The sequence below is a fragment of the Pseudoxanthomonas sp. z9 genome (assembly GCF_006542425.1).
Classification (GTDB): Bacteria; Pseudomonadota; Gammaproteobacteria; order Xanthomonadales; family Xanthomonadaceae; genus Pseudoxanthomonas_A.
The window spans coordinates 145,104-170,873 of record NZ_VFID01000007.1 but is presented as its reverse complement, the minus strand read 5'-3'; the positions used below and the strand labels follow the sequence as shown (position 1 = coordinate 170,873).

Genomic DNA, 25,770 nt, shown 5'->3' with positions numbered 1-25,770 from the left:
GCCCGCATGGCCGGATGCGCCGGCCCTGATAGAATGGGTATCCCCGTCAACCCCGCCGCGCCGGGCGCGGCCGCAGGAGTCCCGAGCAATGTCGATCAAGGTTGGTATCAACGGCTTCGGCCGTATCGGTCGCAACGTGTTGCGTTCCGCCGTGCAGAACTTCGCCGACGACATCGAAATCGTCGCCATCAACGATCTGCTGGAACCGGACTACCTGGCTTACATGCTGCAGTACGACTCCGTGCACGGCCGCTTCAAGGGCGAGGTGAAGGTCGAAGGCAACACCCTGATCGTCAACGGCAGGAAGATCCGCCTGACCCAGGAACGCGATCCGGCCAACCTCAAGTGGGATGAAGTCGGCGCCGACGTGGTGATCGAATCGACCGGCCTGTTCCTCGACAAGACCACCGCGCAGAAGCACCTGGATGCCGGCGCGAAGAAGGTCATCCTGTCGGCACCGTCCAAGGACGACACGCCGATGTTCGTCTACGGCGTCAACGACAAGACCTACAAGGGCGAGGCGATCATCTCCAACGCGTCGTGCACCACCAACTGCCTGGCGCCGCTGGCCAAGGTGCTGCACGACAAGTGGGGCATCAAGCGTGGCCTGATGACCACCGTGCATGCCGCCACCGCCACCCAGAAGACCGTCGACGGCCCGTCCAACAAGGACTGGCGCGGTGGCCGCGGCATCCTGGAAAACATCATTCCCTCCAGCACCGGCGCGGCCAAGGCGGTCGGCGTGGTGATTCCGGAACTCAACAAGAAACTGACCGGCATGAGCTTCCGCGTGCCGACCAGCGACGTGTCGGTGGTGGACCTGACCTGCGAACTCGAGAAGCCGGCCACCTATGCCGAGATCTGCGCCGAGATGAAGTCGCAGAGCGAAGGCGCGCTGAAGGGCATCCTGGGCTACACCGAGGACAAGGTGGTCGCCACCGATTTCCGCGGCGACACCCGCACCTCGATCTTCGACGCCGACGCCGGCATCGCCCTGGACGGCACTTTCGTCAAGCTGGTGAGCTGGTACGACAACGAGTGGGGCTATTCCAACAAGTGCCTGGAAATGGTCCGCGTGGTCGCCGGCAAATAACCGAGCTGACCGGAACTTTCCGGAAGCAACACGCGAAGGCGCCTGCGGGCGCCTTCCGCGTTCATGGGTATCGTCGTGTTATACCGGCTGGCCAGCGGGAGGCGACCCGAGGCCAGCTTCTTGCAATACCCCGGGCTTTGCCGGAGGCTGCGGACGCGAATCCGGCCGCGGCGCGACTTTCGGCGCGCCGGATCCCTGACGAGGACAGGAAATGGATGACTTGGCGGGAGTGTTGGTCCTGATCGGCGTGGCGGTGCTGGCGGTGCCGGTGCTGCTGATTCTGGCGCTGGTGTCGGTGGCCGGATTGAAACGGCGGGTCGCCGTGCTGGAACAGCAGCTGGACGCGCTGCGGAGAAGCGCGGCAGCGGGAGCCGCCACGGGCGTGCCCGCGACGGAACCAGCGCCGCGCGCCACCGCACCGGTTCCCGAGCGGGTCCGGCCGGAGCTGCAAAGCGACGTGTCGGCGCCCACGCTCGCCGAGCTGACGCGTCCAACCACGCCTGCGCACGGCCCGGAGCCGCCCGCGCCACGCGCGACCGCACCGGTGCCGCCGCCGCTGCCTCCGGCCGAGGTGGCCGTGCCCGCCGCCGCGTCCGCGCGTGCGCCACAGGCGCCTTCCGCGCCCGCCGAACCGCCGCGCCCGGATTTCATCAGCCTGGGGCTGCGGGCGGTCAAGCGCTGGTTCACCGTCGGCAACGTGCCGGTGAAGATCGGCGTGCTGGTGCTGTTCGCCGGCGTGGCGGCGTTGCTGAAGTACGCCAGCGATCAGGGCTGGCTGCGCCTGCCGATCGAACTGCGCCTGGCCGGCATCGCCGCCGCATCGCTGGCGGCGCTGGTGTTCGCCTGGCGCAAGCGCGAAAGCAATCGCAGCTTCGCGCTTTCGTTGCAGGGCGGCGCCATCGGCATCCTGTTGCTGACGGTGTTCGCCGCGTTCAAGCGCTATGAGTTGCTGGAAGCCACGCCCGCTTTTGCCTTGAGCGTCATCCTGATCGCGGGCGCCGGCGCGCTGGCGGTATTGCAGAACGCCAAGGCGCTCGCCGTGTTCGCGATCCTCGCCGGGTTCCTGGCGCCGATCTGGCTGTCCACCGGCAGCGGCAACCATGTCGCGCTGTTCTCGTACTACGCGGTACTGAACGCCGCGATTCTCGGCGTCGCCTGGTGGAAACCCTGGCGCATCCTCAACCTGCTGGGCTTCGTCTTCACTTTCGGCATCGGTACAGCCTGGGGCGTGCTCGACTACCAGCCGGCCAAGTTCGCAACCACCGAACCGTTCCTGCTGCTGTTCTTCGCGTTCTACCTGATCATCCCGCTGCTGTACGCGCGCCGGCAGCCGGAAGGGCGGCGCGGGCTGGTCGAGGGTTGTCTGGTGTTCGGTACGCCGCTGGTCGCGTTCTCGCTGCAGGCGGGATTGCTGCAGGGCGAACGATTGCCGCTGGCGTTCAACGCGCTGGGACTGGCGGCGCTGTACGCACTGCTGGCAGCGGCGCTGCGCCGACGCGGCGGTTTCGAACGGATGGCGCCGTCGTATGCGGTGCTGGCGGTCGGTTTCGCCACTCTTGCCGTGCCGCTGGCGCTGTCGGCGCATGCCACCGCCAGCGTGTTCGCGCTGGAAGGCGCGGCGCTGGTGTGGCTCGGCCTGCACCAGCAACGCCGTTTGCCGCTGATCACCGGTACCGGGCTGCAACTGCTGGCGGCGTTCGCGTTCCTGCTTGGCCTGAGCCCGGTGCTCCCCGATACCGCCGTCGCCAATCCGGCCTTCATGGGCGCGCTGCTGATCGCGCTGGCCGGACTGGCGAGCGCGTGGGTGCTGCGGGCGCACGACAGGCCGATGCCGGCGCTGGCGTTCTATCTGTGGGGCATGGCGTGGTGGCTGGGCACGGCGATCAACGAGATTGGCCGGTTCGTGGCCTGGGACGTGCGCGCCGATGCGCTGCTCGTGCTGGTCGCGTTCACTGGCTGGATCGCGGCCGAGGTGCATCGCCGTCGTCCCGCGACCGCACTCGCGATGACCACCCTGCTGGCACTCGCGGCGGCGCTGCCGCTGGCGCTGGCGCAGACCCAGGCCCACGGACAACCGTTTGCCGGTTACGGCGCGCTGGCCTGGCTGGCGTACGCGGCCATGGGCGTGCGCAGCCTGCTGTGCCTGCGTTCCAGCGAGCACGCGCTGGCCGGCTGGGCGCAATTCGCGTGGCTGCTGGTATGGCCCTCGGTGCTGTCGATGCTGCTGGAATGGGTTGGCGGACGCTTCGAACTGGCGGAGGGCTGGCGCGCGCTGGGCATCGGACTGCCGTGGCTGGTGGCCGCGGCGCTCGGCCTGTTCCGCTGGCCGTGGCTGGCCGCGCCGCTTGGCGCGCGCTTCGACGGTTATCGCGGCACGTTGCTGGTGGTGCTGTTCGCAATGCTGGGCATCGGTGGACTCGGATCGCTGTGGCTGGCCGGCGCGGCATCGCCGCTGCCGTGGGTGCCGCTGCTCAATCCGCTGGAACTGGCACAGCTGGCGGTCTTCGTCCTGTTCGCATGCTGGGCCTGGTCGCCGCAGGCGCCGGAGCTGCTGCGGCAGTGGCGGCCGATGGCGCTCGCGCTGCTCGGTTTCGCGCTGATCACCTCGGTCGTGCTGCATGCCGTGCACCATTGGGGTGGCGTGGCCTGGAACGATCGGTTGATTTCCACGGGCCTGGCCCAGACCAGCCTGACCGTGGTGTGGAGCGTGCTGGGCGTGATCGGCTGGATCGCCGGCTCGCGTCGCGGCCAGCGCGGCCTGTGGCTGGCCGGCGCCGTGTTGATGGGTGTGGTGCTGGTGAAACTGATCCTGGTGGATCGCGGCAATCTGGGCGATGTGCTCGGCATCGCTTCCTTCATCGCCTATGGCCTGCTGTGCACGGTGGTCGGCTATCTCGCGCCCGCGCCGCCGCGCGTGGCCGGCCCGGAGAATGACGGAGAACACGCATGACCCCGATCACATCGCGCGCGGCAAAGGCCGCGCTCGCCCTGCTGGCCTTGCTGGTGGCCGCGCAGGCGCTGGCCGGATCCCGCGATGACTATGCACGCGAGTGGCCGTTGAACGCCGCGCAATCCGACGCGGGCGCCTACCGGGTGACGCTGGATGCGGCCGTCTACCGGCAGGTGCAGTCGCCGGATCTGAAGGATCTGGAAGTGTTCGATGCGCGCGGCCAGGCGGTGCCGACGGCGCTGCTCGAAACCGAGCGTCCGCAGGCCGCCACCGCCCACTGGCAAGCGCTGCCCTGGTTTCCCCTGCCGGTGATGAGTGGCGCTGCGTCGCGCGACATCGCCGCGATCAGCGAGATCGCCACCGATGGCAGCCTGCGCCGGGTCGAGCTGCGCGGCACCGATGCGCAGGACGGCGGCGTCCTGATCGATGCCAGTCGCCTGGAGGCCGTGCCGGTCGCGCTGCGGGTACATTGGGGCGCGGGACAGGCGCCGTTCGATCGCGCCTACCGGGTGATGGCATCCGACAACCTGCGTGACTGGCAGACCGTGCAGGAAGAAGGGCATCTGGTCGAACTGGAGAACCAGGGCCAGCGGGTCATGCGCGATCGCATCGAGCTGGCGCCGGCGAAAGCGCGTTACCTGCGGCTGGCACCATTGGTGGCAGGCTCGCCGCTGCGCCTGGAGCGGATCGAGGTCGAACTGGCGACGGCGGCCCGCGAGCCCGACTGGGCCTGGCAGGAACTGGCGGGAACGCGCACGGAGGATCCCGATGGTGCCGTGCGCTACGAATTCGTCCTGCCCGGACGCTTTCCGGTGGAGCGCGCCGACGTGCTGCTGCCCGGCAACAGCACCCGCGCGTGGACCCTGGAATCGCGCGACGATCCCGCGTCGCCCTGGCGTCCCGCGGCGTCGCCGTGGGTGGCGTACCGGCTGCAGTCGGGCGACCGCACCGATGCCTCGCCGCCGCAGCCGCTGGACGGTATGCGGCGGGATCGCCACTGGCGCCTGACCGGCGCGCGCGGCGCGCAGACGGAGCCGCCCCGCCTGCGCCTGGGCTATCGGCCCGAGACGCTGGTGTTCGTGGGCCAGGGCGAACCGCCGTTCGCGCTCGCGGCCGGCAGTGCGCGCACCCGCCGCGTGGATGCGCCGCTGGCGGAACTAGTCGCCGCGCTACGGAGCCAGCGCGGCCCGGCCTGGCAACCGGCGGTGGCGACGCTGGGCCAGGCGCGCGCGCTGGCCGGCGACGCCGCGCTGACGCCCGCGCCGGCTCAGCGCGACTGGAAGGCCTGGCTGCTGTGGGGGCTGCTGGTGGCCGGCGCCCTGTTGGTGGCGGGATTCGCCTTCAGCCTGTTGCGCAAGCCTCCGCCTGCGGACTGAGGCCCACGGTTTGCCGCGCCCGCGCGCAGCCGGGACAATAGGCGTCTTTCCCCGCCCCGAAGGAATGCCCATGTCCATCGTCCGCATGACCGACCTCGACCTCGCCGGCAAGCGCGTGCTGATCCGACAGGATCTCAACGTGCCGATCGAGGATGGCCGGATCACTTCCGAACAGCGCATCACCGCGTCGCTGCCGACGCTGAAGCGGGCGCTGGAGCAGGGCGCGGCGGTGATGGTCACCTCGCACCTGGGGCGGCCGAAGGAAGGCGTGTGGAGTGAAGCCGATTCGCTCGCGCCGGTGGCCGCGCGGCTGTCGGAACTGCTGGGCGTGGACGTGCCGCTGGTGCGCGACTGGGTGGACGGCGTGGACGTCAAGCCGGGCCGGATCGTGCTGCTGGAAAACTGCCGCATGAACCCGGGCGAAGGCAAGGACGACGAGGCCCTGTCGAAGAAGTACGCCGCGCTGTGCGACGTGTTCGTGATGGATGCGTTCGGGACCGCGCACCGCGCGCAGGCCTCGACCCATGGCGTCATCCGTTTCGCCGGCGTGGCGGCCGGCGGTCCGCTGTTGATGGCCGAGCTGGACGCGCTGGCCAAGGCGCTGGACAAGCCGGCCCGGCCGCTGCTGGCGATCGTGGCTGGCAGCAAGGTCTCGACCAAGCTGGAATTGCTGTCCAACCTGGTCGGCAAGGTGGATCAGCTGATCGTCGGTGGCGGCATCGCCAACACGTTCATCGCCGCCGCCGGTCATGCGGTCGGCAAGTCGCTGTACGAGCCGGATCTGCTCGACACCGCGCGCAAAATCGACGCCGACGCCAAGGCGCGCGGCGCCGACATCCCGCTGCCGTCCGACGTGGTGGTGGCGAAGGAATTCAAGGCCGATTCGCCGGCCGGGGTGAAGGCGGTCGATGCGGTGTCCGCCGATGACCTGATCCTCGATATCGGCCCGCAGACCGCGCAGCGCTACGCCGAGCTGATCCGTTCGGCCGGGACGGTGGTGTGGAACGGCCCGGTCGGTGTGTTCGAATTCGATGCGTTCGGCAAGGGCACCGAGGCGCTGGCGCGCGCGATCGCGCAGTCGCCGGCGTTCTCGATTGCCGGCGGTGGCGATACCCTGGCCGCGGTCGACAAGTACGGCATCGCTGGCGAGGTGAGCTACATCTCCACCGGTGGCGGCGCGTTCCTGGAATTCCTCGAGGGCAAGACCCTGCCGGCGGTGGCCGCGCTGGAGGCCCGCGGACAGTGACGCGCGAGACCCTGTTCTTCGATCTCGACGGTACTTTGATTGATTCCGCCGTCGGGATCACCCGCTGTGTCGCCTATGCACTGGAGCAACTGCGGCATCCGGTGCCGGCCGACGCCGAACTGCGGCGCTGGATCGGCCCGCCGCTGCGCACCAGTTTCGGTCCGTTGCTGAAGGAGCCGCGGCAGGTGGAACGGGCGGTCGAACACTATCGCACCCGCTTCGAGTCGCACGGCTGGGCCGAGCACGAAGTCTACGAGGGCATCGGCGAAACGGTGGAGGCGCTGCACGCGCAGGGACATCGCCTGGCAATCGTCACCGCCAAGAACGAACCGCATGCGCGCAAGATCATCGCGCACCTGCCGTTCGGCCATCGCTTCGAGGATGTCATCGGCTCCACCATCGATGGCAGCCTCAGCCACAAGCCGGAGCTGATTGCCGAGGCGATGCGCCGCCTGTCGCTGGCACCGGAACAGTGCCGGATGATCGGCGATCGCCACATGGACATCGACGGCGCGCGCCATCACGGCATGCGTAATATCGGCGTGCTGTGGGGATTCGGCGGCGAGGAGGAACTTCGCCAGGCCGGCGCCGATCACCTCGCCACGCGACCACCGGATCTGCGCACGCTGCTGGCCTGAGTATCGCGGGCACGCGCGGACCGGCGCGCAAACCAGGGTGCGATCGCAGCATCCCGGTGTGTTCACGAGACCAAAAAAATACCAGTATCGGCATCGGCGTAGAGTCCATGAAACCGCTGTAAAACAGCGGTTTCCGCGAATCCCGCACAGGGCCGCGCCACGCCTGCCGACGTGCGGTATGCCATGCGTCCGCGTGGATCATTGCAGTGCCCGTGCGGTGTGGTAGCGTTTGCGCCAATTCAGGGAAACGCACCAATGATCGAACGCCAGCGCCGCACCAAGATCCTCGCCACCCTCGGACCGGCCACCGACCCGCCGGGCGTGCTTGACGAGCTGTTCCGTGCCGGCGTCAACGTGGTCCGCCTGAATTTCTCCCACGGGGATCCTTCCGGCCAGGCCAAGCGCGCCGCCGCGGTTCGCGCCGCCGCGCAACGTGCGGGTGCCGAAGTCGGCATCCTCGCCGACCTGCCGGGCCCGAAGATCCGCATCGAGCGTTTCGCCGAAGGCAAGGTCGTGCTCAAGGCCGGCGCGCGTTTCGATCTGGTCGCCAATGCCGGTGCGCCGGCCGGTGATGTCTCGCAGGTGGGCGTGAGTTACCTGGGGCTGCCCGGAGACGTGACCCACGGCGACACCCTGCTGCTCGATGACGGCCTGATGCAGCTGCGGGTGGAGCAGGTGGAAGGCGAGCGCATTATCACCACCGTGCTCAACGACGGCGTGCTGTCCGATCGCAAGGGCCTGAACAAGCTCGGCGGCGGCCTGTCGCTGGGCGCGCTGACCGAGCGCGACAAGGAACTGATTGCAATCGTCGCCGAGATTGGCGTCGACTTCATCGCGGTGTCGTTCTGCCGCAACGCCGAAGACATGAACGAAGCGCGCCGCATCGCCCGCGAGCATGGCAGCGATGCCGCGCTGGTGTCCAAGATCGAGCGCACCGAGGCGATCGAGAACCTGGCCGAGATCGTCGAGGCAAGCGATGTGGTGATGGTCGCGCGTGGCGACCTGGGCGTGGAGATCGGCGACGCCGAGCTGCCCGGCCTGCAGAAGAAGATCATCCGCGAGTCGCTGGCCCGCAATCGCGTGGTGATCACCGCCACCCAGATGTTGCAGTCGATGGTGGACAACCCGATTCCCACCCGGGCCGAAGTACTGGACGTGGCCAACGCGGTCATCGACGGCACCGACGCGGTGATGCTGTCGGCGGAAACCGCGGCCGGCAGCTATCCGGTCAAGGCGGTCGAGGCGATGGCGCGCATCTGCCTGGGTGCGGAAAAGCAGTTCGAGACCGATACCGATTTCGAGAAGGCGCCACGCGATCTGGCGCGCGCCGACCAGGCCATCGCGATGGCGGCGATGTTCCTGACCGAGCACATCGGCGTGCGCGCGATCGTCGCGATGACCGAATCCGGCGGCACCGCCCGTTACCTGTCGCGGTTCCGCGCGCGCGCGCCGGTCTATGCCTTCTCGCGCCACGATGGCGCGCGCCGGCGGATGGCGATGATGCGCGACGTGTTCCCGATCGCGTTCGACAGCCGCGGCCTGGCGCCACGCGAGGCCGCGCGCGAGGCGATGCGCTGCCTGTACGACCGCACGCTGCTGTCCGAAGGCGACCGCATCATCTTCACCAGCGGCGACCACATGGAAAAGCACGGCGCCACCAACACCCTGCGCCTGCTGCAGATCGGCATGCAGGGTCAGGCCGAGGGCCTGGGCGAGTTGTAATTGCCTTCCCTTCGGGCGAGGCTGCACGTTCCCGCCCGGAGAATGGAAGCGGAGTTCATGACCAGGACCAATGCCTATACGCTGCTGTGCGTCGCGATTCGTGCCGTCGTGGTGTGGTTCTCCGCGTCCCTGCTGCTGATGATTCCCGGCCTGATGATTGCCATGCGCGATGGCACATACGAGGCCTGGCGGCGATTCTGCTGCCGGCACTGATGCTGGGCCTGGCCTGGCTGTTTGCCGACAAGCTGGCGCGCCTGGCGCTGGCGCGGCCGCAGGAGCCCGTGTTCGAGAGTCGGATCGAGGCGCGCACCTGGCTGGGACTGGCGTTCTCGATCATCGGCGCCTATTTCCTGTTCCAGGTGCTGCGCAATGTGGCGCCGCTGTTGATCCAATGGGTCATGCTGTCGCGTTCGACCGTTGGCTATTTGCAACTGGACGGCGCGACCGAACCCTTGGCGATACGGATCCTGACGCTGTTGATCGAAGCGATGCTGGCCGGCGTTTTCCTGCTTCAGGGCCCGGGTCTGGCCCGACTCGTGCACCGCTGGCGTTATGGCCGACTGGAAGCCGAGGAGTCCGCTCCGGACTGAATCGTCACTCCGTTGTTACGCCATGCTTGTAACCGTTTGCAAATTCCGGTGGCCCAAAGCTGTTCCCGTGATTGGGCTATAATTGGTATCTTTCCCGCCGCTCCTCCAGGACCCACATGAGCATCGAACAGCTTGCCGAAACCGCCCAGGCCATGGTGGCCGCGGGCAAGGGCATCATCGCGATCGACGAATCCACCAGCACCATCGCCAAGCGCTTCGCCGGGGTGGGCATCGAGAACACCGAGGAAAACCGCCGCGCCTATCGCGAACTGCTGCTCACCACGCCCAAGCTGAGCGACTACATTTCCGGCGCCATCCTGTACGACGAGACCATTCGCCAGTCCACCAAGGACGGCGTGCCGTTCGCCAAGTACATGGCCCAGCACGGCATCATCCCGGGCATCAAGGTCGACAAGGGCACCCACCCGCTGGCCGGTTGCCCCGGCGAAGTGGTGACCGAGGGCCTGGACGGCCTGCGTGATCGCCTGAAGGAGTACTACGCGCTGGGCGCCCGCTTCGCCAAGTGGCGCGCGGTGATCAACATCGGCGAGGACATCCCGACCGGCACCTGCATCGAAGCGAACGCGCACGCGCTGGCCCGCTATGCCGCGCTGTGCCAGGAAGCCGGACTGGTGCCGATGGTGGAGCCGGAAGTGCTGATGGATGGCGAGCACGACATCCAGACCTGTTACGAAGTGACCGAAGCGGTGCTGCGTTCGCTGTTCGCCGCCCTGTATGAGCACAACGTGCTGCTGGAAGGCACCATCCTGAAGGCCTCGATGGTCGTGCCCGGCAAGGACTGCCCGGACCAGGCCGACGTCGAGGAAGTGGCCGAATCCACCGTGATGTGCCTGAAGAGCACCGTGCCGGCGATCCTGCCGGGCATCGTGTTCCTGTCCGGTGGCCAGAGCGACGAGGACGCCACCGCGCACCTGGACGCGATGAACCGCCTCGGTTCGCTGCCGTGGCCGCTGTCGTTCTCCTATGGCCGCGCCATGCAGCAGGCCGCGCTGAAACTGTGGTCCGAGGACCTGAAGGGCAATTTCGCCAAGGCCCAGTCCACGGTCTATGCCCGCGCCAAGGACAACGGCCTGGCCGCGCTCGGCAAGTGGGAAGGCTGAGCCCGTAGCGCCGAGCTTGTTCGGCGAAACGAGAGTCCAGAAAGTCCAAAACGCCGGCCACGAGCCGGCGTTTTGCTTTTCCCTCCCCGGCTATCGCCGGACGGCGAGGGCGCTCCAAACTGAACGCCCGTTCAAGAAAACTGCCATCCCTCTATATTGTTGCCTAGGCAGCTATATCATAGGCAGCCATGAGCGAGTCCTGTAATCCCGCTTCCCTCGGCTACCTGATTGCCGACCTCAGCCGTCTGTATGGGCGGGTGTTCGATCGGCGTGCCGCGCATCTGGGCCTGACCCGGGTGCAGTGGCGCGCGCTCAAGCGCATCCACCAGAACGAAGGCCTGACCCAGGCGGCGCTGGCCGACGTGATGGACATGGAGCCGATCGCGGTCGGCCGGGTGGTCGACCGGCTGCAGAAGGCCGGCTTCGTCGAGCGCCGCAACGATCCCAACGATCGCCGTTGCTGGCGGCTGCACTTGTCGCCGCAGTCGAACGAACTGATGGATCGGATCGAGGACGTGGCCACCGGCCTGCGTGAGGACAGTCTGGCCGAAGTCGCGCCCGATGAACTGCAGACCACCCTGCAGGTGTTGTCCCAGATCCGCGAAACCCTTTCCCAGCTCGACCGCGCCAGCCGCGGCGAGTCCTCCCTGCGCAAGTCCTGACCCCACCACCATGACCACCAAGATCAATGCCGCCGCCGAACAGGCGGCCACTCCCGCATCTCCCAGGCGCCGGCGCGTGCCGGTCTGGCTATGGATCGCCGCCCCGGCGGCGGTCATCGGTTTCTTTGCCTGGGAATGGGTGGTGTCCAACCGCCAGGTTGGCACCGACAACGCCTACATCAAGGCCGAACGCATCCTCATCGCGCCGCAGGTCGGCGGCCGGGTGGTGGAAGTGGCGGTCAGCCAGAACCAGGCGGTGAAGAAGGGCGACCTGCTGTTCCGCATCGACCCCGAACCGCTGCAGATCGCGCTGGCGCAGAACGAGGCGACCCTGGCCTATGTCGCCAACACCACCAGCGCGAGCCGCGCCAAGGTGACTGGTGCCGGCACCTCGGTGGTGGCCAAGCGTGAAACCCTGGCCTGGGCGCAGCGCGACCTCGCGCGCATGCAGCAACTCGCCGGCCAGCAGCTGGTTTCGCGCAAGATGCTCGACGATGCGCGCCACGCGGTGGCGGAAGCGAAGACCGATCTGGCCGACGCCATCGCATCCGAATCCGAAGCCAACGCGGCGCTGAGCGGCGATTCGCATACCCCGCTGCAGGACCTGCCGGGCTACCGCGGTGCGATGGCGATGCTGGCCAAGGCCAAACTGGATCTGGCACACGCCGAGGTGCGCGCACCGGTCGACGGCATCATCGGCCTGCACGACCTGCAGGTGGGTGAATACATCAATGTCGGCCAGACCGCGATGCCGCTGGTCGCCACCAACCCGATCTGGGTGGAAGCCAACTTCAAGGAAACCGAATTGACCCGGATGCACGTGGGCCAGCCGGCGACCGTCGAGGTGGATACCTATCCGGGCGTGAAGTGGAAGGCACATGTTGCCTCGATCGCGCCGGCGTCCGGCGCCGAGTTCAGCGTGCTGCCGCCGCAGAACGCCACCGGCAACTGGGTCAAGATCGTGCAGCGCATTCCGGTGCGCCTCGAAATCGACGGCGCCGATCGCAAGGACGCCCCGCAACTGCGCGCCGGCATGAGCGCCGACGTGGAGGTCGACCTGCGCGATCCCGACGGCGGCGGCCATGCCGGCAAGGCCACGGCGGCGCGCTGAAACGATTTGTCTTGTTACCGTCATTCCGGGCGTCTGCGGACCGCATAGCGGCGCTGTGGTGGAGTCGCGAAGGGTTCCGCGGCGCTCCGGGATGACCTCTGATTCTCCGTGGCGCGGCGCGTGCGCGCGCTGCCCCGTGCCAGGCCGATGACGCCATGATCAGCCGATTGAAGAACGACAACGCGAACGGCAACCGCACCCTGCTGGTGGTGTCGGTGATGCTGGCGACGCTGATGCAGGCGCTGGACACCACCATCGCCAATGTCGCGCTGCCGGACATGCAGGGTTCGCTCTCGGCCACCCAGGACCAGGTCTCATGGGTGCTGACCAGCTACATCGTGGCTGCCGCGATCCTGACTCCCGTCACCGGCTGGTTGGCCGGGCGGTTGGGACGCCGGCGCCTGCTGATCATCGCGGTGGGCGGATTCACCGTCGCCTCGCTGTTGTGCGGCATCGCCACCGGCATCGGTGAAATGGTGTTCTACCGGGTGCTGCAAGGCGTGTTCGGCGCCTCGCTGGTACCGATTTCGCAGTCGCTGCTGCTGGATGCCTTCCCCAAGGAAAAGCATGGGGCGGCGATGGCGATGTGGGGCATGGGCATCATGGTCGGCCCCATCCTCGGTCCGCCGCTGGGTGGCTTCCTGACCCAGAACTACAGCTGGCACTGGGTATTCCTGATCAACCTGCCGATCGGCATCCTCGCGCTCATCGGCATCCTGGCCAGCGTGAAGAAGGATCAGCCGCACGAGCGCCCGCTGGATGGCATCGGCCTGGGGCTGCTGGCACTGGGCATCGGTGCGCTGCAGCTGTTCCTGGATCGCGGGCAGGGCGAGGACTGGTTCGGCAGCCTGGAAATCCAGATCGAGGCGGCGCTTGCGTTCCTCGCGTTGTATACCTATGCCTTGTGGTGGTGGCGCCATCGCGAACATTCGCTGCTGGATCTCGGCCTGCTGAAGAATGCCAACTTCGCGGTCGGCTGCGCGCTGATCTTCATCGTCGGCATCGTGCTGTTCGCCACGCTTGCGCTGTTGCCGCCGTACCTGAGCACGCTGATGAACTACCCGGTGCTGACCATCGGCCTGGTGCTGGCGCCACGGGGCGTCGGCACCATGCTGAGCATGATGGTGGTCGGACGCCTGCTGGGGCGGGTGGACGCGCGCGGTCCGATCCTGGTCGGCATGGGCCTGATGGTGATGTCGTTGTACGGGATGACCCAGTTCGGTCCGACCGCGTCGATGTCGTCGATCGTCTGGCTCGGCGTGATCCAGGGTCTGGGTCTGGGACTGGTGTTCGTGCCGATTTCCACGGTCGCCTACGCGACGCTGGAACCGCACCAGCGCACCGAGGCGGCCGGCTTGTTCAGCCTGGTCCGCAACATCGGTTCGTCGGTGGGCATCTCGGTGGTGATGACGCTGCTCTCGCGCGCCGGACAGATCAACCACGCCGAGATCGGCGCACGGATTCCGGCGTTCGGCGCCGAGACCACCCTGTTGCCGCCGATGTGGAATCCGGACACCGTCACCGGCGCGGCGCTGCTCAACGCCGAGGTGATGCGGCAATCCGCGGCGATCGGCTATCTCAATGACTTCAAGCTGATGATGCTGCTGACCCTGGTGTCCATGCCGCTGGTGCTGCTGATGCAGAGCGGCAAGCATCCGACAGGCGGATCCGCGGGCGCGGATGCGGCGGCGGCACATTAGCGGGCATCACCTCATTGTAGGAGCGACGTGAGTCGCGACCGCATGCTGCCATTGGACGAGGTCGCGACTTGCATCGCTCCCACATCGCGATTGCGGCGAGCGGTCGCGACTCATGCCGCTCCTACAGGATGCAGGGATAGAATGATATCCATGAAACTGCTCGGCATCCACCATGTCGCCATCATCGCCTCGGACTATGCGCGTTCGCGGCGTTTCTATGTCGAGGTGCTGGGACTGGACGTGATCGCGGAACACTACCGCGAGGCGCGCGACTCCTGGAAGCTGGACCTGCGGGTGGACGAACGCACCCAGATCGAATTGTTTTCGTTTCCCTCGCCGCCAGCGCGGGCCTCGCGCCCCGAGGCCTGCGGCCTGCGCCACCTGGCGCTGCGGGTATCGGACCTGGATGCCGCCGTCGCCCATCTGCAAGCGCATGGCGTGGCGGTGGAACCGATCCGGGTGGACGAGTTCACCGAACGGCGGTTCACCTTCTTCGCGGATCCGGACGATTTGCCGCTGGAGTTGTACGAGGATTGACTGCCCCGCTTTTGTAGGAGCGACGTGAGTCGCGACCGCACGCCTGCATTGGACGAGGTCGCGACTCACGTCGCTCCTACAAAAAGACGTTTCGGATCAACGGCCCGCGTCGGTATCGCGCAGGAAATCGATCAGCCCGTTCACATAGGTGCCCTGGTCGTCGTACATCGCCATGTGGCTGCCTTCCGGGCAGAACAGGTAGCGGCCTTTCGGCAGGCGTTTGCTCATCATCTCCATGTAGGCCGGGTCCATGGTGTCGTGGCGGGCGCCGATGACGAGGGTGGGTACGGGGATCTTCCCCAGGTCGGCGGTCCGGTCCCAGTCGGCGAGGATGCCGCTGGCACCCAGTTCGCTCGGACCCTGCATCGGTACGTAGACCTTCTTGTTGATGTGGGCGAATGAGCGGTTGACCGGTTCCGGCCACTGCGCGGCCGGCATGCGCAGGACGTGCGCTTCGTAGTGCGGCAGCAGCAGTTCCATGTAGCGTGGATCGTCGAAGCGCTTGTCCTTCTCCAGTTGCTTGATCTCGGCCAGTGCGGCGGGATCCATCTTCGGTTCCAGCACCTTGTGCGCGTAGTCGTTGTACGCGGGAATGCTGGACATCATGTTGGAGATGATCAGGCCCTTGAGATGCTGCGGATACTTGAGGGCGTATTCCATCGCCAGGATGCCACCCCAGGAATGCCCGAGCAGATAGAAGTTGCTCCCGTCCAGCTTGAGCGCCTGGCGGACCTGCTCCACTTCCTCGACGAAACGCGCGGTGTCCAGCAGGCGCGGGTCATCGGGTTGATCGCTATAGGCCGAACCGAGCTGGTCGTAGTAGTAGTACTCGATGCCGGCGGCCGGCAGGAAGCTGTCGAAGGCCTCGAAGTACTCGTGGGTGGCGCCTGGACCGCCATGCAGCAGGAGCAGCTTGATGCCCGGATTGTTGCCGACCCGCTTGGTCCAGACCTTGAAGTCGCCGGCGGGTGTATGGATCGGAATCATGCGCGCACCGCCGGACAGCACGTCGTCGCGGCCGGTGTTGTCGAAGTAGCTTGCCGGTGGCGTTGGCGGCGAGGACTGCGCGGCAGCCGCGATGCCGGAGAAGAGGAGCAGCGACGACAGCAGCAGCGAACCGGCCAGCTTCATGGCGGACTCCAGGGCGATGGACCATGCCGAGCCTAGCAACGCGCCCGAATCCGCCGCAACCGGCGGCGTCGTAACGGTATCGGCCGGGACGGGAGCCTGGCATGTGCCGTCGTTCGCGACGGATGCCTGCATGGGACGCCGTTCGGCGTCGACGACGTCACGGACGTGGATACGAGACGTACCGGGACACGCACCGGCGACGATCCGTGCCCGGATCGCCGCCGCCTCAACGCCGGCTCAGCCCAGCGAAGCCAGCCACTCGTCGTCGGAGCCTTCGTTGACGCCCTCGAACAGCGGGGTGGAGAAGTAGCGTTCGCCGGTATCCGGCAGCACCGCCAGGATGACCGAACCTTCGCTGGCCTTTTCCGCCACCTGCAAGGCGGCGGCGACGGTGGCGCCGGCGGAGATGCCAACGAAGATGCCTTCCTCGGCGGCCAGCCGCCGCGAGGTGGCGATGGCGCTGGCATCGTCCACCGTCAGCAGTTCGTCGAACACTTCGCGGTTGAGCACTTCAGGCACGAAATCCGGGGTCCAGCCCTGGATCTTGTGCGGTGCCCATTCCTTGCCCTGCAGCAGCGACGCGCCGGCCGGCTCGGAGGCGGTGATGCGCACTTCCGGACGGGCCACCCGCAACACTTCGCCCACGCCGGTGAGGGTGCCGCCGGTGCCCCAGCCGGTGACGAAATGATCCAGCCGGCGGCCAGCGAAATCGCGCAGGATTTCCGCCGCGGTGGTCTGGCGGTGGTAGGCGGGATTGGCCGGATTGGCGAACTGGCGGGCGAGGAACCAGCCGTGCTTCTTCGCCAGTTCCTCGGCCCGGCGCACCATGCCGCTGCCGCGTTCGGCGGCGGGGGTCAGGATGACCTTGGCGCCATAGGCGCGCATCAGCTTGCGGCGCTCGATGGAGAAGGTCTCGGCCATCGTGGCGACGAACTTGTAGCCGCGTGCGGCGGCGACCATCGCCAATGCCACGCCGGTGTTGCCGGAGGTGGCTTCGACGATCGTGTCGCCCGGTTTGAGCAGGCCCTTGGCCTCGGCATCCAGGACGATCGCCAGCGCCAGGCGATCCTTGACCGAACCGCCGGGATTGAACGACTCCACCTTGGCGTACAGCTCGACGTGCGAAGGCGCGACGCGGTGGAGTTTGACCACCGGCGTGCGGCCGATGGTGTCGAGGATGCTGTCATGGATGGGCATGAGGGAATCTCCTGGAGAAGGGAAGTCAGGCGGCGTGCGGGAGTGTGGCCGTCGCCAGGTCATCGGGATGTGGTGGCGCGGCCAACGGCGCGGGTCCGAACCAGTGCAGGGCATCGGCCAGGCCGGCGACCTCGCCGAGGACGAGCAGGGCGGGTGACCGCACCTGGTGATGGCGTGCGGTCCGCGCCAGCCCGTCCAGGCGGCCGGTGATCACGCGCTGTTCGGCACGCGACCCACTTTCAATCAACGCGAATGGCGTCCGGTCCGGACACCCTTCGGCGGAAAGTCGCGCCTGCACGGTTTCCAGCCCGGCCACGCCCATGTAGAACGCCAGGGTCTGCCGGCCCCGCGCCAGCGCGGCCCAGTCGAGGGTATCCAGCGAGTCCCGGCAGTGGGCGGTCACCAGCCGCACCGACTGGGCGTGGTCCCGGTGGGTGAGCGGGACGCCGGCGTAGGCCGCGCAGGCCACCGCCGCGGTGATGCCCGGGACGACCTCGTAGGGAATCCGGTGCCCGCGCAGGAACTCCAGTTCCTCGCCGCCGCGGCCGAACACGAACGGGTCGCCACCCTTCAGCCGCACCACCCGGCGGCCGGCCAGTGCATGTTCGAGCATCAACGCATGGATGCTTTCCTGGCGCACGCTGTGGCCCTGCGCCGATTTGCCGACCTCCACCCGCAGGGCGTCGCGGCGTGCCAGCTGCAGCACTTCATCGCTGACCAGGCGGTCGTGCAGGATCACGTCGGCCTCGTTGAGCGCGCGCAGGCCGTTGAGGGTCAGCAGGCCGGGATCGCCCGGACCCGCGCCGACCAGGACCACCGAACCCCGCGGCGGCGAAACAGGCGCCGCCAGGGCGTCGGCTAGCGCGCGTTCGGCCTGCTCCGTCCGCCGCTGCCGCAGCAGCCGCGGCAACGGGCCTGCCAACAGGCGTTCGAAGAAACGGCGACGCGCGCCGGTTTCCGGGAAGCGCGCGCGGATGCGGCCGCGTTCGCGCGCCAGCAGCGCGGTCAGCGCGCCCCAGGAATCATCCAGCCAGGTTTCCAACTGGCGGCGCAGGTGGCGGGCCACCATCGGCGCGCCGCCCCCGCTGGACACCGCGACCTGCAGATCGCCGCGGCGGACCACGGCCGGCACGTGGAAGCTGGACAGCACCGCGTCGTCGACCACGTTGGCGAACACCCGGCGGCGGCTGGCGGCATCGGCGACGGCGCGGTTGACCGTCGCGTCGTCGGTGGCGGCGATGACCAGCCAGACGCCGTCGAGTGCCCCGGCGCGGAACGTGCCGGGATCCCAGCCGATCAGGCCGGTGTCGGCCAGCAACTGCAGGGCCGGGGTCAGCGCGGGTGCCTGCACGTGGATGCGGGCGCCGGCTTCGCGCAACGCCTGCACCTTGCGCTCGGCGACCTCGCCGCCCCCCACCACCAGCACCAGACGGTCATGCAGATCGACGAAAAGAGGGAACAGGGTGGCCACGGCGGAGCATCTGGTTCGAGGCTCATGACCGTAGCTTTGGCACAGCGGCACAAGGAAATAACTTGCGCCGGATCGGACATGCCTTGCGGTTATAAGCCACCGGCGTTACGGTCCGGGAAAATCCTCTACAGTCCTCGCTCCCCCTGCGCCGCCCGCCGCGGCGCTTCCGAGACGGATTCCGATGACGCTGACCCAACTTCGCTACCTGGTGGCGATCGCCGATGCCGACCTCAACATCACGCTGGCGGCGGCCCGCGTGCATGCCACCCAGCCGGGCCTGTCCAAGCAGCTCAAGCAACTGGAGGACGAACTGGGCTTCCTGCTGTTCGTGCGCAAGGGACGCAGCCTGGAATCGGTGACCCCGGCGGGCGAGGAAGTCATCGAGCGCGCGCGCGCGGTGTTGGCCGAAGCCAACAACATCCGCACCTACGCGGCCAACCAGCGTCGCGAGAGCCAGGGCCAGCTGATCCTGGCCACCACCCATACCCAGGCGCGCTTCGTACTGCCGCCGGCCGTCGCCCGGATCAAGCGGGCCTACCCGCAGGTCAGCGTGCACCTGCAGCACGCCGCCGAGAGCACCGCGCTGGATCTGCTGAGCCAGGGCGACGCCGACATCGCGGTGATCAGCACCGCCGGCGACGAGCCGCAGGGCGGCATCGCGGTGCCGCTGTACCGCTGGCGCCGGCTGGTGCTGGTGCCGCGCGGCCACGCGCTGGATCGCGATGGTGCCGCGCCGAGCATCCGCGAGCTGGTCGACCTGCCGCTGGTCAGCTATGACTCCTCGACCCGGCCGGGTTCCTCGCTGCAGCGCGCGTTCGCCAGCGTGGGGCTGGAGCCGACCATCGCCGTGACCGCGCTGGATGCGGATCTCATCAAGACCTACGTGCGCGCCGGCCTCGGTGTCGGCCTGCTGGCGGAAATGGCGATCGGCAGTGGCGACACCGACCTGCGCGCCTGGCCGGCGCCGCCGGAGATCAAGGAATGCGTGGCCTGGGCGGTGCTGCCGCGCGAGCGCGTGCTGCGCGACTACGCGCTGGAGCTGGTGCATGCCCTCGCGCCCCAGGTGGACCGGCGCGATCTGCGGCGGGTTCTGGACGGCAACCAGGTCGCCGACTGGCCGACGCCGCCCACCTGGGAATCCCTGACCCAGACCATCACCACCTGACGACGGCGGGACTACCGGCGCCGGTGGCGGGATCGCATACTCCCGCACTGATTCGAAAAGGACATCGACATGCGCATCGCGATCCTTCCGGCCATCCTTCCGGCAATCCTCCTGGCGTTCGGCCTGCCCGCCCTTTCCGCCGAACCGGCCGCCGGCCCGGTGACCTTGCCCGCACCGGAGGAACTGAAGCGGATCATCCGCGAACAGGATCTCGCCCTGTTCGCGATCACCTTCGAAACCTGCGACATCGAGGCGCTGAAGCCGATGCTGGCCGACGACCTGGAGTTCTATCACGACAAGGGCGGCGTGGTGTCGCGCTCGGCTGCCGACTTCATCGCCGTCATCGAGAAGAATTGCGCGGCCTGGAAGGCGCCGGATGCGTGGCGTTCGCGCCGGGAACTGATCGAATCCTCGTTGCAGGTGGATCCGATTCCCGGCTACGGCGCGATGGAAATCGGCGAGCACCGGTTTCACGAACGCAAGGGCGATGGCCCCGAGAAGGCCGTCGGGATGGCAGGTTTCAGCCAGGTCTGGAAACTCGAAGGCGGGCAGTGGAAGCTTTCCCGCGTGCTCAGCTACGGCCACCGGCCACTGGTTCCCTGAGGGACGCGCGATGAAGATGATCTCCCGGATGGTGCTGCGCATGTACGCGCCGGCGGTGGTGATCGCCGCGGGTGGTTTCGTCGTGGCCGAAACGGTGGCCCGCACCCAGGCCACATTCAGCGGTTTCAGCAGCGGGCGCACCGCTTCGCTGTCGTTCCTGGCGGCGATCGTGCTGGGCACCGCCTGGGCATTGCATTCCAGCTGGCGGCTGTACCGCTGGGCGCTGGGCCGGGAACGCCGCTGCGGTTGCGGCGGCCTGATGTCGCGGCCACGCCTGAACCGGCGCGGCGAGGTCTATCGCAAGTGCATCGGCTGCGGCGGCAAGACGGTAATCCGCCACGTGCATTGAGCGGCGCGCGCCGCTAGTCCAGGCAGGTCGCCGCATCGGGTTCGCGTTCGCGATCCACGCAGGTCCGTGCCCCGCGCGGCAGGTCGTCGATGCGGCTTTCGCCGCCGACGTCCAGGACGAATGCCTGCAACTTGCGCGGCGGACAGCTTTCGCCGGCGCGGCATGGGTCGGTGGCGACGATGACGTAGTGGCATTTGCCGGTGGCGCTGGCCATGCAGCGGAACAGACCCTCGCCTGCGCGAATGACGCTGCGGCTGTGGATCAGATCCACGCCGTCGGCCTCGCTGCGCACCACGGAGGTCACGGACGGTTTGTCCTGGCAACCGACCAGGCTCAGCAGGAAGGACATGGCGGTGACGATGATGCGCATGGCGGACCTCGACGAACGATGGGGCGCGGCGTTCACATGCCGCGGAACAGGGACATGAAGGGCTGGCTGACCAGCAGCGTTTCGGGGCGGTTGCGCAGGCGGAGCACGCCGCGTCCGACATCGTCGCGGGTGATCGAGGCGACTGCCTTCAGGTTGACGATGGTGGAGCGATGGATCTGCTTGAAGGTCCGCGGATCCAGCGCTTCAAGCAGTTCGCGCAGCGGCGTGCGCAGCAGCGCCTCGCCTTCGGCGGTCATCACCACCGTGTACTTGTTGTCGGCTCGGAAGTAGGCGACATCGTCGATCAGGATCAGCCGGGTTTCCTTGCCGGTGCTGGCGGTGATCCAGACCAGCGGCGGTTTGCCGGCGGCGGGCAACTGGTCGCCGAGCTGCTTGAGCAGGGCCGCCAGGGTGGCCGCGTCGGGATGGTGCCCGCTTCGCTGTTGCAGGCGCTGCACGGTGGTGGCCAGGCGCTCGCGGGTGATCGGCTTGAGCAGGTAGTCCACCGCGCCCTGTTCGAACGCGCCGATGGCGTATTGGTCATAGGCGGTGACGAACACGATCTGGGTCGCGGGACTGGCCTCGGTCATCGCGGTGGCGACTTCCAGCCCGGTCAGGCCCGGCATGCGGATGTCCAGGAACGCCACGTCGGGCTGGTGCTCGGCGATGGCTTCCAGCGCGGAGGCGCCATCCTCGCATTCGGCGACCAGTTCCAGTTGCGGCCAGGTGTCGCGCAGCAGCGACGCCAGCGCGGTGCGCAGCAGTTCCTCGTCTTCGGCGATCACGGCCTTAGGCATGACGGGCGGCTCCGGCCGGCTTGGACGGCAGGTTGAGGGTGGCGGCGACACCCTGCGGGAAGTTGGAGATGATGGCGAAAGAGGCATTGCCGCCGTAGGTCAGCCGCAGGCGTTCGCGCAGGTTCTTCAGGCCGATGCCGGTGCCGCCGGTCTGGTTGCCGAAGCCCTGGCCGTCGTCGGCGACGGTGATCGCCACCTGGCCTTCCTGTTCGCGCGCGATGATCCAGATGGTGCCGCCGCCGGGCTTGGGCTCCAGGCCGTGCTTGATGGCGTTCTCCACCAGCGTCTGCAGCATCATCGAGGGCATCGCGACGTCGCGCAGCGCCTCCGGAATCTCGACCTGGGTGTTGAGGCGGTTGCCCATGCGGATTTTCAGGATCTCCAGATAGGCTTCGGCGCGTTCGGCCTCCTCGCCCAGGGTGGAGATGGCGTTCTCGGCGCGGGGCAGGGAGCGGCGCAGGTACTGGATGAGGTGGCCGAGCATGAGATCGGCGCGGGCGGGGTCGGTGCGGGTCAGTACCTGCGCGCTGGCCAGGGTGTTGTAGAGGAAATGCGGTTCCACCTGCGCCTGCAGCAGGTTGAGTTTGGCGACCGTCAGTTCCTTCTCGGTGACGGTCTGCACGGTGTCGGCCTTTTCCTCGCGTCGGCGCTCGCCAATCCGGCGCGCGATCGCGCGGATGATGGCCTCGGCGTTTTCCAGATTGGTGCCGTTGTCCACCTTCAGCAGATCGCTCCAGGTGCTGGCTTCCGGCTCGCACAGCAGCGATACGCTGCAACTGCCGGCGCCGGGCGTGACGGTGGCGAGAATCTGGTTGCGCTTGGTGCTGAACCAGTTGAACACGTTGTAGCGCGACGGCCGATCATTGCCGTAGGGATCGATGCGCTTGAGCTTGGCCTTGACCTGCAGGCTGTCGCGGGCGCTTTCCAGTTCCTCCACGCGCGGTAGTTCACGCACCGCCGACTCGACCAGCAGGAAGGCCTCGTCAGCCTCCAGCGGGATCTCGATGCGCCGGTGCTGGCGGTTGGACAGGGTGTCGTGATCCAGCCGGCCGGCGACCAGGCTGACCCGGCGCAGGTGCGAGAAGGTGCTGATGACCACCGACAGCGCAACCAGCAGCGCCAGCAGGGCGAACACCGGTCCCGGTGCGTTGTCGCTGCCGGTGATGACGTTGAAGGTGCCGGCCCAGATCAGGCCGGCGAGCATCAGCACGCCGGTCCAGGCGGCAAAGATGCGGATGATGAAGAAGAGGCTGGCGAACACGGCGGATCCGTCGGTGTTGGATTGCCGCGGAGCATAGCCGGCCCGCGCCGGTGGGGAAGGGGGTGGGCGACGGAAGCCGGATTCGGGCGATGGAGACCGCCCAGAGTCGGATGGGCCCGGTCATGCGGGGACGCCGACGGCGGCCCTCGCGCCGATCCCTGCCATCGGCACGACGGTGCGTGGCCGGCGTCGCCGGTCAGCAACCGATGGCCCGCCCCCCCCGGTCAGATGTCCAGGTGCAGTCCGCACTCGCGCTTGAGGCCGAAAAAGCGGGTGTCCTCCTCGCGCATGCCGGGTTCCCAGCGGGTGGTGGTGTGGAAATCGCCGATGGAGACGTAGCCCTGTTCCCAGAGCGGGTGGTAGGGCAGATCGTGCTGCTTGAGATACTGCCAGACCTCGCGATCGGTCCAGTCGGCGATCGGATTGATCTTCAGGCGGGTGCCGCGCCATTCGACGACGGGCGCGTTGGCGCGGCTGCTGGCCTGGCTGCGGCGCAGGCCGGTGAACCAGGTGCCGACATCCAGTTCCGACAGCGCGCGCCGCATCGGTTCGACCTTGCGCAGGTTGTTGTACTGCTCGATGCCGACCAGCCCCTGTTCCCACAGGCGCCCGTGGCGCGCTTCCATCCAGGCGCGGCTGACCAGCGGACGGAACACCTTGAGATTGAGCTTGAGCCGTTCGGTCAGTTCGTCGGCGAAGCGGTAGGTTTCCGGGAACAGGTAGCCGGTATCGATCAGGATTACCGGGATGTCCGGCTGCTGGCGGGTCAGCATGTGCAGCAGCACGGCGGCCTGAGCGCCGAAACTGGAGGACATCGCTGCCTGCGCCGGGCCATTGGCCAGGGCCCAGCGCACCCGCGCTTCGGCCGGCTGCGCCTCCAGGCGCGCGTTGATGGCGGAGATGTCTTCGGTGGATTCGGGCAGCGGTGCGGGTTGCGGCGCGCTCATGCGTGCAGTTCCAGGGCGATCTGTCGATGGGTGGGATAGGGCGGCAGGGCGACGATGCCGCTGCGGTGCAGGAAATCGCCGAAGCCTTCGTCGGCCTCGCGCTCCTGCGCGTAGCGGGCCAGCAGCGGCTCCAGCGCTTCCAGGATTTCCGCTTCGGTGATGTTCTCGCGGTACAGCGTGTTGAGGCGCTGGCCGCGGTGATCCGCGCCCAGCATCAGGTTGTAGCGGCCCGGCGCCTTGCCGACCAGCGCGATTTCGCCCAGATAGGGGCGCGAGCAACCGTTGGGGCAGCCGGAGATGCGCAGCAGGATGGGCGCGTCGCGCAGGCCGTGCCGGTCCAGCAAGGGTTCCAGGCGGGCGGTGAAATCGGGCAGGTAGCGCTCGGCCTCGGCCATGGCCAGGCCGCAGGTGGGCAGGGCGACGCAGGCGACCGCCGCGCGCGCCAGCGCGGTGCCGGCGCGGCGGCCATCGTCCAGGCCGTGCGCGCGCACCAGCGCGTCGATGCGTTCGCGTTCGCCGGCCGGAACGCCGGCGATGACCAGGTTCTGGTTGGGGGTGAGCCGGAACTCGCCGCGATGGATGCCGGCGATCTCGCGCACGCCGGTCAGGTGCGTGGCCTGCGCGGTGTCGGCGATGCGCCCGGCGAAGAAGTGCAGGGTCAGGTGCCAGCGGCCATCCTCGCCCTCGACCCAGCCGTAGCGATCGCCGTTGTGGTCGAAGTGCCATGCGCGCGCGGGCTGGAGCGTGTAGCCGGAGCGGGCCTCGATCTGGCCGACGATGACGTCCAGGCCGTGATCATCGATGGTGTACTTGAAGCGGGCGCGCTTGCGCAGTTCGCGGTTGCCGAAATCGCGCTGGGTGGTGACCACGGCCGTTGCCACGTCCAGCAGTTTCTCCAGTGGCAGGAAGCCGACCACGTTGCCGATGCGCGGATACGTCGCGGCGTCGCCGTGGGTCGCGCCCATGCCGCCGCCGATCACCAGGTTGAAGCCGGCCAGTTCGCCGTCCTCCAGGATGGCGATGAAGCCCAGGTCGTTGGCGAAGACATCGACATCGTTGAGTGGCGGCACCGCGAACCCGATCTTGAACTTGCGCGGCAGGTAGGTGGCGCCATAGACCGGCTCCTCCTCCTCGCCGCTGCCGGCCACGCGTTCCTCGTCCAGCCAGATTTCGTAGTACGCGCGGGTATTGGGCAGCAGGTGTTCGGACAGCTTCGCCGCCCATGCCTGCACCTGCGCGTGCGCCCTGGACAGCAGCGGATTGGCCGCGACCAGCACGTTGCGGTTGACGTCGCCGCAGGCGGCCAGGGTGTCGATCAGCGCCGCGTTGATCGCCTGCATGGTCGCCTTCAGCTCGCGCTTGATCACGCCATGGAACTGGAACGCCTGGCGGGTGGTGACCCGCAGCGAGTGGTTGGCGTAGCGGGTCGCGATCGCATCCAGCTTCAGCCATTGCTCCGGCGTGACCACGCCGCCGGGCGTGCGGGTGCGGATCATGAACTGGTAGGCCGGTTCCAGCTTCTGCCGCCGGCGCTCGTCGCGCAGATCGCGATCATCCTGCTGGTAACTGCCGTGGTACTTGATCAGGGTCTGGTCCGACTCGCGCAGCGCCCCGGTCACCGGGTCGGCCAGGCTCTCCAGCAGGCTGCCGCGCAGGCGCCGGCTTTGGGATTTGATGTCTTCTACGGAGTGGGACATTGGACGGGAATCGGGAATGGAGAATCGGGAATCGAT

Annotated in this window: 24 protein-coding genes; 16 read left to right on the top strand and 8 right to left on the bottom strand. The window is 67.9% G+C overall.

Going from position 1 to position 25,770, the window contains the following annotated elements; all coding sequences use genetic code 11:
* Positions 1 to 88: 88 nt before the first annotated feature.
* The 13 genes from gap (at position 89) to FG323_RS07755 (ending at position 14,746) form a co-directional block, all read left to right on the top strand.
* Positions 89 to 1,093: a type I glyceraldehyde-3-phosphate dehydrogenase gene (gene gap, locus FG323_RS07810; protein WP_141453963.1), complete on the top strand. Its 1,005-nt coding sequence runs from the start codon at positions 89 to 91 to the stop codon at positions 1,091 to 1,093.
* Between the two features lie 220 nt (positions 1,094 to 1,313).
* Entirely contained in the window at positions 1,314 to 4,043 is a 2,730-nt protein-coding gene (locus tag FG323_RS07805; RefSeq protein WP_141453962.1) for a DUF2339 domain-containing protein, read from the top strand.
* Complete coding sequence (locus FG323_RS07800) at positions 4,040 to 5,419, top strand: DUF3999 domain-containing protein (protein WP_141453961.1); 1,380 nt, start codon at positions 4,040 to 4,042, stop codon at positions 5,417 to 5,419. Before FG323_RS07805 ends, FG323_RS07800 begins: the two co-directional genes overlap by 4 nt.
* A gap of 70 nt (positions 5,420 to 5,489) precedes the next feature.
* On the top strand, positions 5,490 to 6,665 hold the full coding sequence (locus tag FG323_RS07795; protein WP_141453960.1) for a phosphoglycerate kinase: 1,176 nt from the start codon (positions 5,490 to 5,492) through the stop codon (positions 6,663 to 6,665).
* Positions 6,662 to 7,303 carry an HAD family hydrolase gene (locus FG323_RS07790; RefSeq protein WP_141453959.1) on the top strand — a complete coding sequence of 214 codons (642 nt, stop codon included), beginning with the start codon at positions 6,662 to 6,664 and terminating at the stop codon, positions 7,301 to 7,303. Before FG323_RS07795 ends, FG323_RS07790 begins: the two co-directional genes overlap by 4 nt.
* Positions 7,304 to 7,558: 255 nt before the next feature.
* Positions 7,559 to 9,025 carry a pyruvate kinase gene (pyk, locus tag FG323_RS07785; protein ID WP_141453958.1) on the top strand — a complete coding sequence of 489 codons (1,467 nt, stop codon included), beginning with the start codon at positions 7,559 to 7,561 and terminating at the stop codon, positions 9,023 to 9,025.
* Positions 9,026 to 9,082: 57 nt separating this feature from the next.
* Positions 9,083 to 9,238 carry a hypothetical protein gene (locus tag FG323_RS19635; protein WP_181444124.1) on the top strand — a complete coding sequence of 52 codons (156 nt, stop codon included), beginning with the start codon at positions 9,083 to 9,085 and terminating at the stop codon, positions 9,236 to 9,238.
* On the top strand, positions 9,238 to 9,615 hold the full coding sequence (locus tag FG323_RS07780) for a hypothetical protein (RefSeq protein WP_141453957.1): 378 nt from the start codon (positions 9,238 to 9,240) through the stop codon (positions 9,613 to 9,615). The genes FG323_RS19635 and FG323_RS07780 overlap by 1 nt, the downstream gene beginning before the upstream one ends.
* A gap of 116 nt (positions 9,616 to 9,731) precedes the next feature.
* Positions 9,732 to 10,736, top strand: coding sequence for a class I fructose-bisphosphate aldolase (locus FG323_RS07775; RefSeq protein WP_141453956.1), 1,005 nt, complete (start codon positions 9,732 to 9,734; stop codon positions 10,734 to 10,736).
* A 188-nt stretch (positions 10,737 to 10,924) separates the two neighbouring features.
* A complete protein-coding gene (locus tag FG323_RS07770) occupies positions 10,925 to 11,398 on the top strand; it encodes a MarR family transcriptional regulator (protein WP_141453955.1) in 474 nt (157 codons plus the stop codon).
* A gap of 10 nt (positions 11,399 to 11,408) precedes the next feature.
* Positions 11,409 to 12,509: an HlyD family secretion protein gene (locus FG323_RS07765; RefSeq protein ID WP_181444123.1), complete on the top strand. Its 1,101-nt coding sequence runs from the start codon at positions 11,409 to 11,411 to the stop codon at positions 12,507 to 12,509.
* Positions 12,510 to 12,664: 155 nt separating this feature from the next.
* Positions 12,665 to 14,209, top strand: a complete 1,545-nt coding sequence (locus FG323_RS07760) for an MDR family MFS transporter (RefSeq protein WP_141453953.1) — start codon at positions 12,665 to 12,667, stop codon at positions 14,207 to 14,209.
* 150 nt (positions 14,210 to 14,359) lie between these two features.
* Entirely contained in the window at positions 14,360 to 14,746 is a 387-nt protein-coding gene (locus tag FG323_RS07755; RefSeq protein ID WP_181444122.1) for a VOC family protein, read from the top strand.
* A gap of 96 nt (positions 14,747 to 14,842) precedes the next feature.
* Here FG323_RS07755 and FG323_RS07750 read toward each other — a convergent pair whose 3' ends face one another.
* From FG323_RS07750 to cysG, 3 genes are all read right to left on the bottom strand, one after another.
* Entirely contained in the window at positions 14,843 to 15,877 is a 1,035-nt protein-coding gene (locus FG323_RS07750; protein ID WP_141453952.1) for a proline iminopeptidase-family hydrolase, read from the bottom strand.
* 237 nt (positions 15,878 to 16,114) lie between these two features.
* Positions 16,115 to 17,074 carry a cysteine synthase A gene (gene cysK, locus FG323_RS07745; protein ID WP_141453951.1) on the bottom strand — a complete coding sequence of 320 codons (960 nt, stop codon included), beginning with the start codon at positions 17,072 to 17,074 and terminating at the stop codon, positions 16,115 to 16,117.
* A 25-nt stretch (positions 17,075 to 17,099) separates the two neighbouring features.
* On the bottom strand, positions 17,100 to 18,545 hold the full coding sequence (cysG, locus tag FG323_RS07740; RefSeq protein ID WP_141453950.1) for a siroheme synthase CysG: 1,446 nt from the start codon (positions 18,543 to 18,545) through the stop codon (positions 17,100 to 17,102).
* Positions 18,546 to 18,726: 181 nt separating this feature from the next.
* Here cysG and FG323_RS07735 point away from each other — a divergent pair, with 181 nt between their 5' ends.
* From FG323_RS07735 to FG323_RS07725, 3 genes are all read left to right on the top strand, one after another.
* Entirely contained in the window at positions 18,727 to 19,710 is a 984-nt protein-coding gene (locus tag FG323_RS07735; RefSeq protein WP_141453949.1) for a LysR family transcriptional regulator, read from the top strand.
* 69 nt (positions 19,711 to 19,779) lie between these two features.
* Positions 19,780 to 20,313, top strand: coding sequence for a nuclear transport factor 2 family protein (locus tag FG323_RS07730; RefSeq protein WP_141453948.1), 534 nt, complete (start codon positions 19,780 to 19,782; stop codon positions 20,311 to 20,313).
* 10 nt (positions 20,314 to 20,323) lie between these two features.
* Positions 20,324 to 20,662: a hypothetical protein gene (locus FG323_RS07725; RefSeq protein WP_141453947.1), complete on the top strand. Its 339-nt coding sequence runs from the start codon at positions 20,324 to 20,326 to the stop codon at positions 20,660 to 20,662.
* A 13-nt stretch (positions 20,663 to 20,675) separates the two neighbouring features.
* Here the strand turns inward: FG323_RS07725 and FG323_RS07720 are convergent, their stop codons facing one another.
* From FG323_RS07720 to cysI, 5 genes are all read right to left on the bottom strand, one after another.
* Complete coding sequence (locus FG323_RS07720; protein WP_141453946.1) at positions 20,676 to 21,032, bottom strand: hypothetical protein; 357 nt, start codon at positions 21,030 to 21,032, stop codon at positions 20,676 to 20,678.
* A gap of 32 nt (positions 21,033 to 21,064) precedes the next feature.
* Positions 21,065 to 21,829 (bottom strand): LytTR family DNA-binding domain-containing protein, encoded by a 765-nt coding sequence (locus FG323_RS07715; RefSeq protein WP_141453945.1) that lies wholly within the window; start codon positions 21,827 to 21,829, stop codon positions 21,065 to 21,067.
* Positions 21,822 to 23,090 (bottom strand): histidine kinase, encoded by a 1,269-nt coding sequence (locus tag FG323_RS07710; protein WP_141453944.1) that lies wholly within the window; start codon positions 23,088 to 23,090, stop codon positions 21,822 to 21,824. The genes FG323_RS07715 and FG323_RS07710 overlap by 8 nt, the downstream gene beginning before the upstream one ends.
* 224 nt (positions 23,091 to 23,314) lie before the next feature.
* Positions 23,315 to 24,037, bottom strand: coding sequence for a phosphoadenylyl-sulfate reductase (locus tag FG323_RS07705; protein WP_141453943.1), 723 nt, complete (start codon positions 24,035 to 24,037; stop codon positions 23,315 to 23,317).
* The gene (gene cysI / locus FG323_RS07700; protein ID WP_141453942.1) at positions 24,034 to 25,734 is read right to left on the bottom strand and encodes an assimilatory sulfite reductase (NADPH) hemoprotein subunit; all 1,701 of its coding nucleotides are present in this window, start codon (positions 25,732 to 25,734) and stop codon (positions 24,034 to 24,036) included. Before cysI ends, FG323_RS07705 begins: the two co-directional genes overlap by 4 nt.
* Positions 25,735 to 25,770 lie beyond the last annotated feature (36 nt).

Excerpts from the sequence above, each read along its gene's own strand:
- gap (WP_141453963.1), top strand. The coding sequence starts at position 89 with ATGTCGATCAAGGTTGGTATCAACGGCTTCGGCCGTATCGGTCGCAAC.
- FG323_RS07800 (WP_141453961.1), top strand. The coding sequence starts at position 4,040 with ATGACCCCGATCACATCGCGCGCGGCAAAGGCCGCGCTCGCCCTGCTG.
- FG323_RS07795 (WP_141453960.1), top strand. The coding sequence starts at position 5,490 with ATGTCCATCGTCCGCATGACCGACCTCGACCTCGCCGGCAAGCGCGTG.
- pyk (WP_141453958.1), top strand. The coding sequence starts at position 7,559 with ATGATCGAACGCCAGCGCCGCACCAAGATCCTCGCCACCCTCGGACCG.
- FG323_RS19635 (WP_181444124.1), top strand. The coding sequence starts at position 9,083 with ATGACCAGGACCAATGCCTATACGCTGCTGTGCGTCGCGATTCGTGCC.
- FG323_RS07780 (WP_141453957.1), top strand. The coding sequence starts at position 9,238 with ATGCTGGGCCTGGCCTGGCTGTTTGCCGACAAGCTGGCGCGCCTGGCG.
- FG323_RS07775 (WP_141453956.1), top strand. The coding sequence starts at position 9,732 with ATGAGCATCGAACAGCTTGCCGAAACCGCCCAGGCCATGGTGGCCGCG.
- FG323_RS07770 (WP_141453955.1), top strand. The coding sequence starts at position 10,925 with ATGAGCGAGTCCTGTAATCCCGCTTCCCTCGGCTACCTGATTGCCGAC.
- FG323_RS07765 (WP_181444123.1), top strand. The coding sequence starts at position 11,409 with ATGACCACCAAGATCAATGCCGCCGCCGAACAGGCGGCCACTCCCGCA.
- FG323_RS07760 (WP_141453953.1), top strand. The coding sequence starts at position 12,665 with ATGATCAGCCGATTGAAGAACGACAACGCGAACGGCAACCGCACCCTG.
- FG323_RS07755 (WP_181444122.1), top strand. The coding sequence starts at position 14,360 with ATGAAACTGCTCGGCATCCACCATGTCGCCATCATCGCCTCGGACTAT.
- FG323_RS07750 (WP_141453952.1), bottom strand. The coding sequence starts at position 15,877 with ATGAAGCTGGCCGGTTCGCTGCTGCTGTCGTCGCTGCTCCTCTTCTCC.
- cysK (WP_141453951.1), bottom strand. The coding sequence starts at position 17,074 with ATGCCCATCCATGACAGCATCCTCGACACCATCGGCCGCACGCCGGTG.
- FG323_RS07735 (WP_141453949.1), top strand. The coding sequence starts at position 18,727 with ATGACGCTGACCCAACTTCGCTACCTGGTGGCGATCGCCGATGCCGAC.
- FG323_RS07730 (WP_141453948.1), top strand. The coding sequence starts at position 19,780 with ATGCGCATCGCGATCCTTCCGGCCATCCTTCCGGCAATCCTCCTGGCG.
- FG323_RS07725 (WP_141453947.1), top strand. The coding sequence starts at position 20,324 with ATGAAGATGATCTCCCGGATGGTGCTGCGCATGTACGCGCCGGCGGTG.
- FG323_RS07720 (WP_141453946.1), bottom strand. The coding sequence starts at position 21,032 with ATGCGCATCATCGTCACCGCCATGTCCTTCCTGCTGAGCCTGGTCGGT.
- FG323_RS07715 (WP_141453945.1), bottom strand. The coding sequence starts at position 21,829 with ATGCCTAAGGCCGTGATCGCCGAAGACGAGGAACTGCTGCGCACCGCG.
- FG323_RS07705 (WP_141453943.1), bottom strand. The coding sequence starts at position 24,037 with ATGAGCGCGCCGCAACCCGCACCGCTGCCCGAATCCACCGAAGACATC.
- cysI (WP_141453942.1), bottom strand. The coding sequence starts at position 25,734 with ATGTCCCACTCCGTAGAAGACATCAAATCCCAAAGCCGGCGCCTGCGC.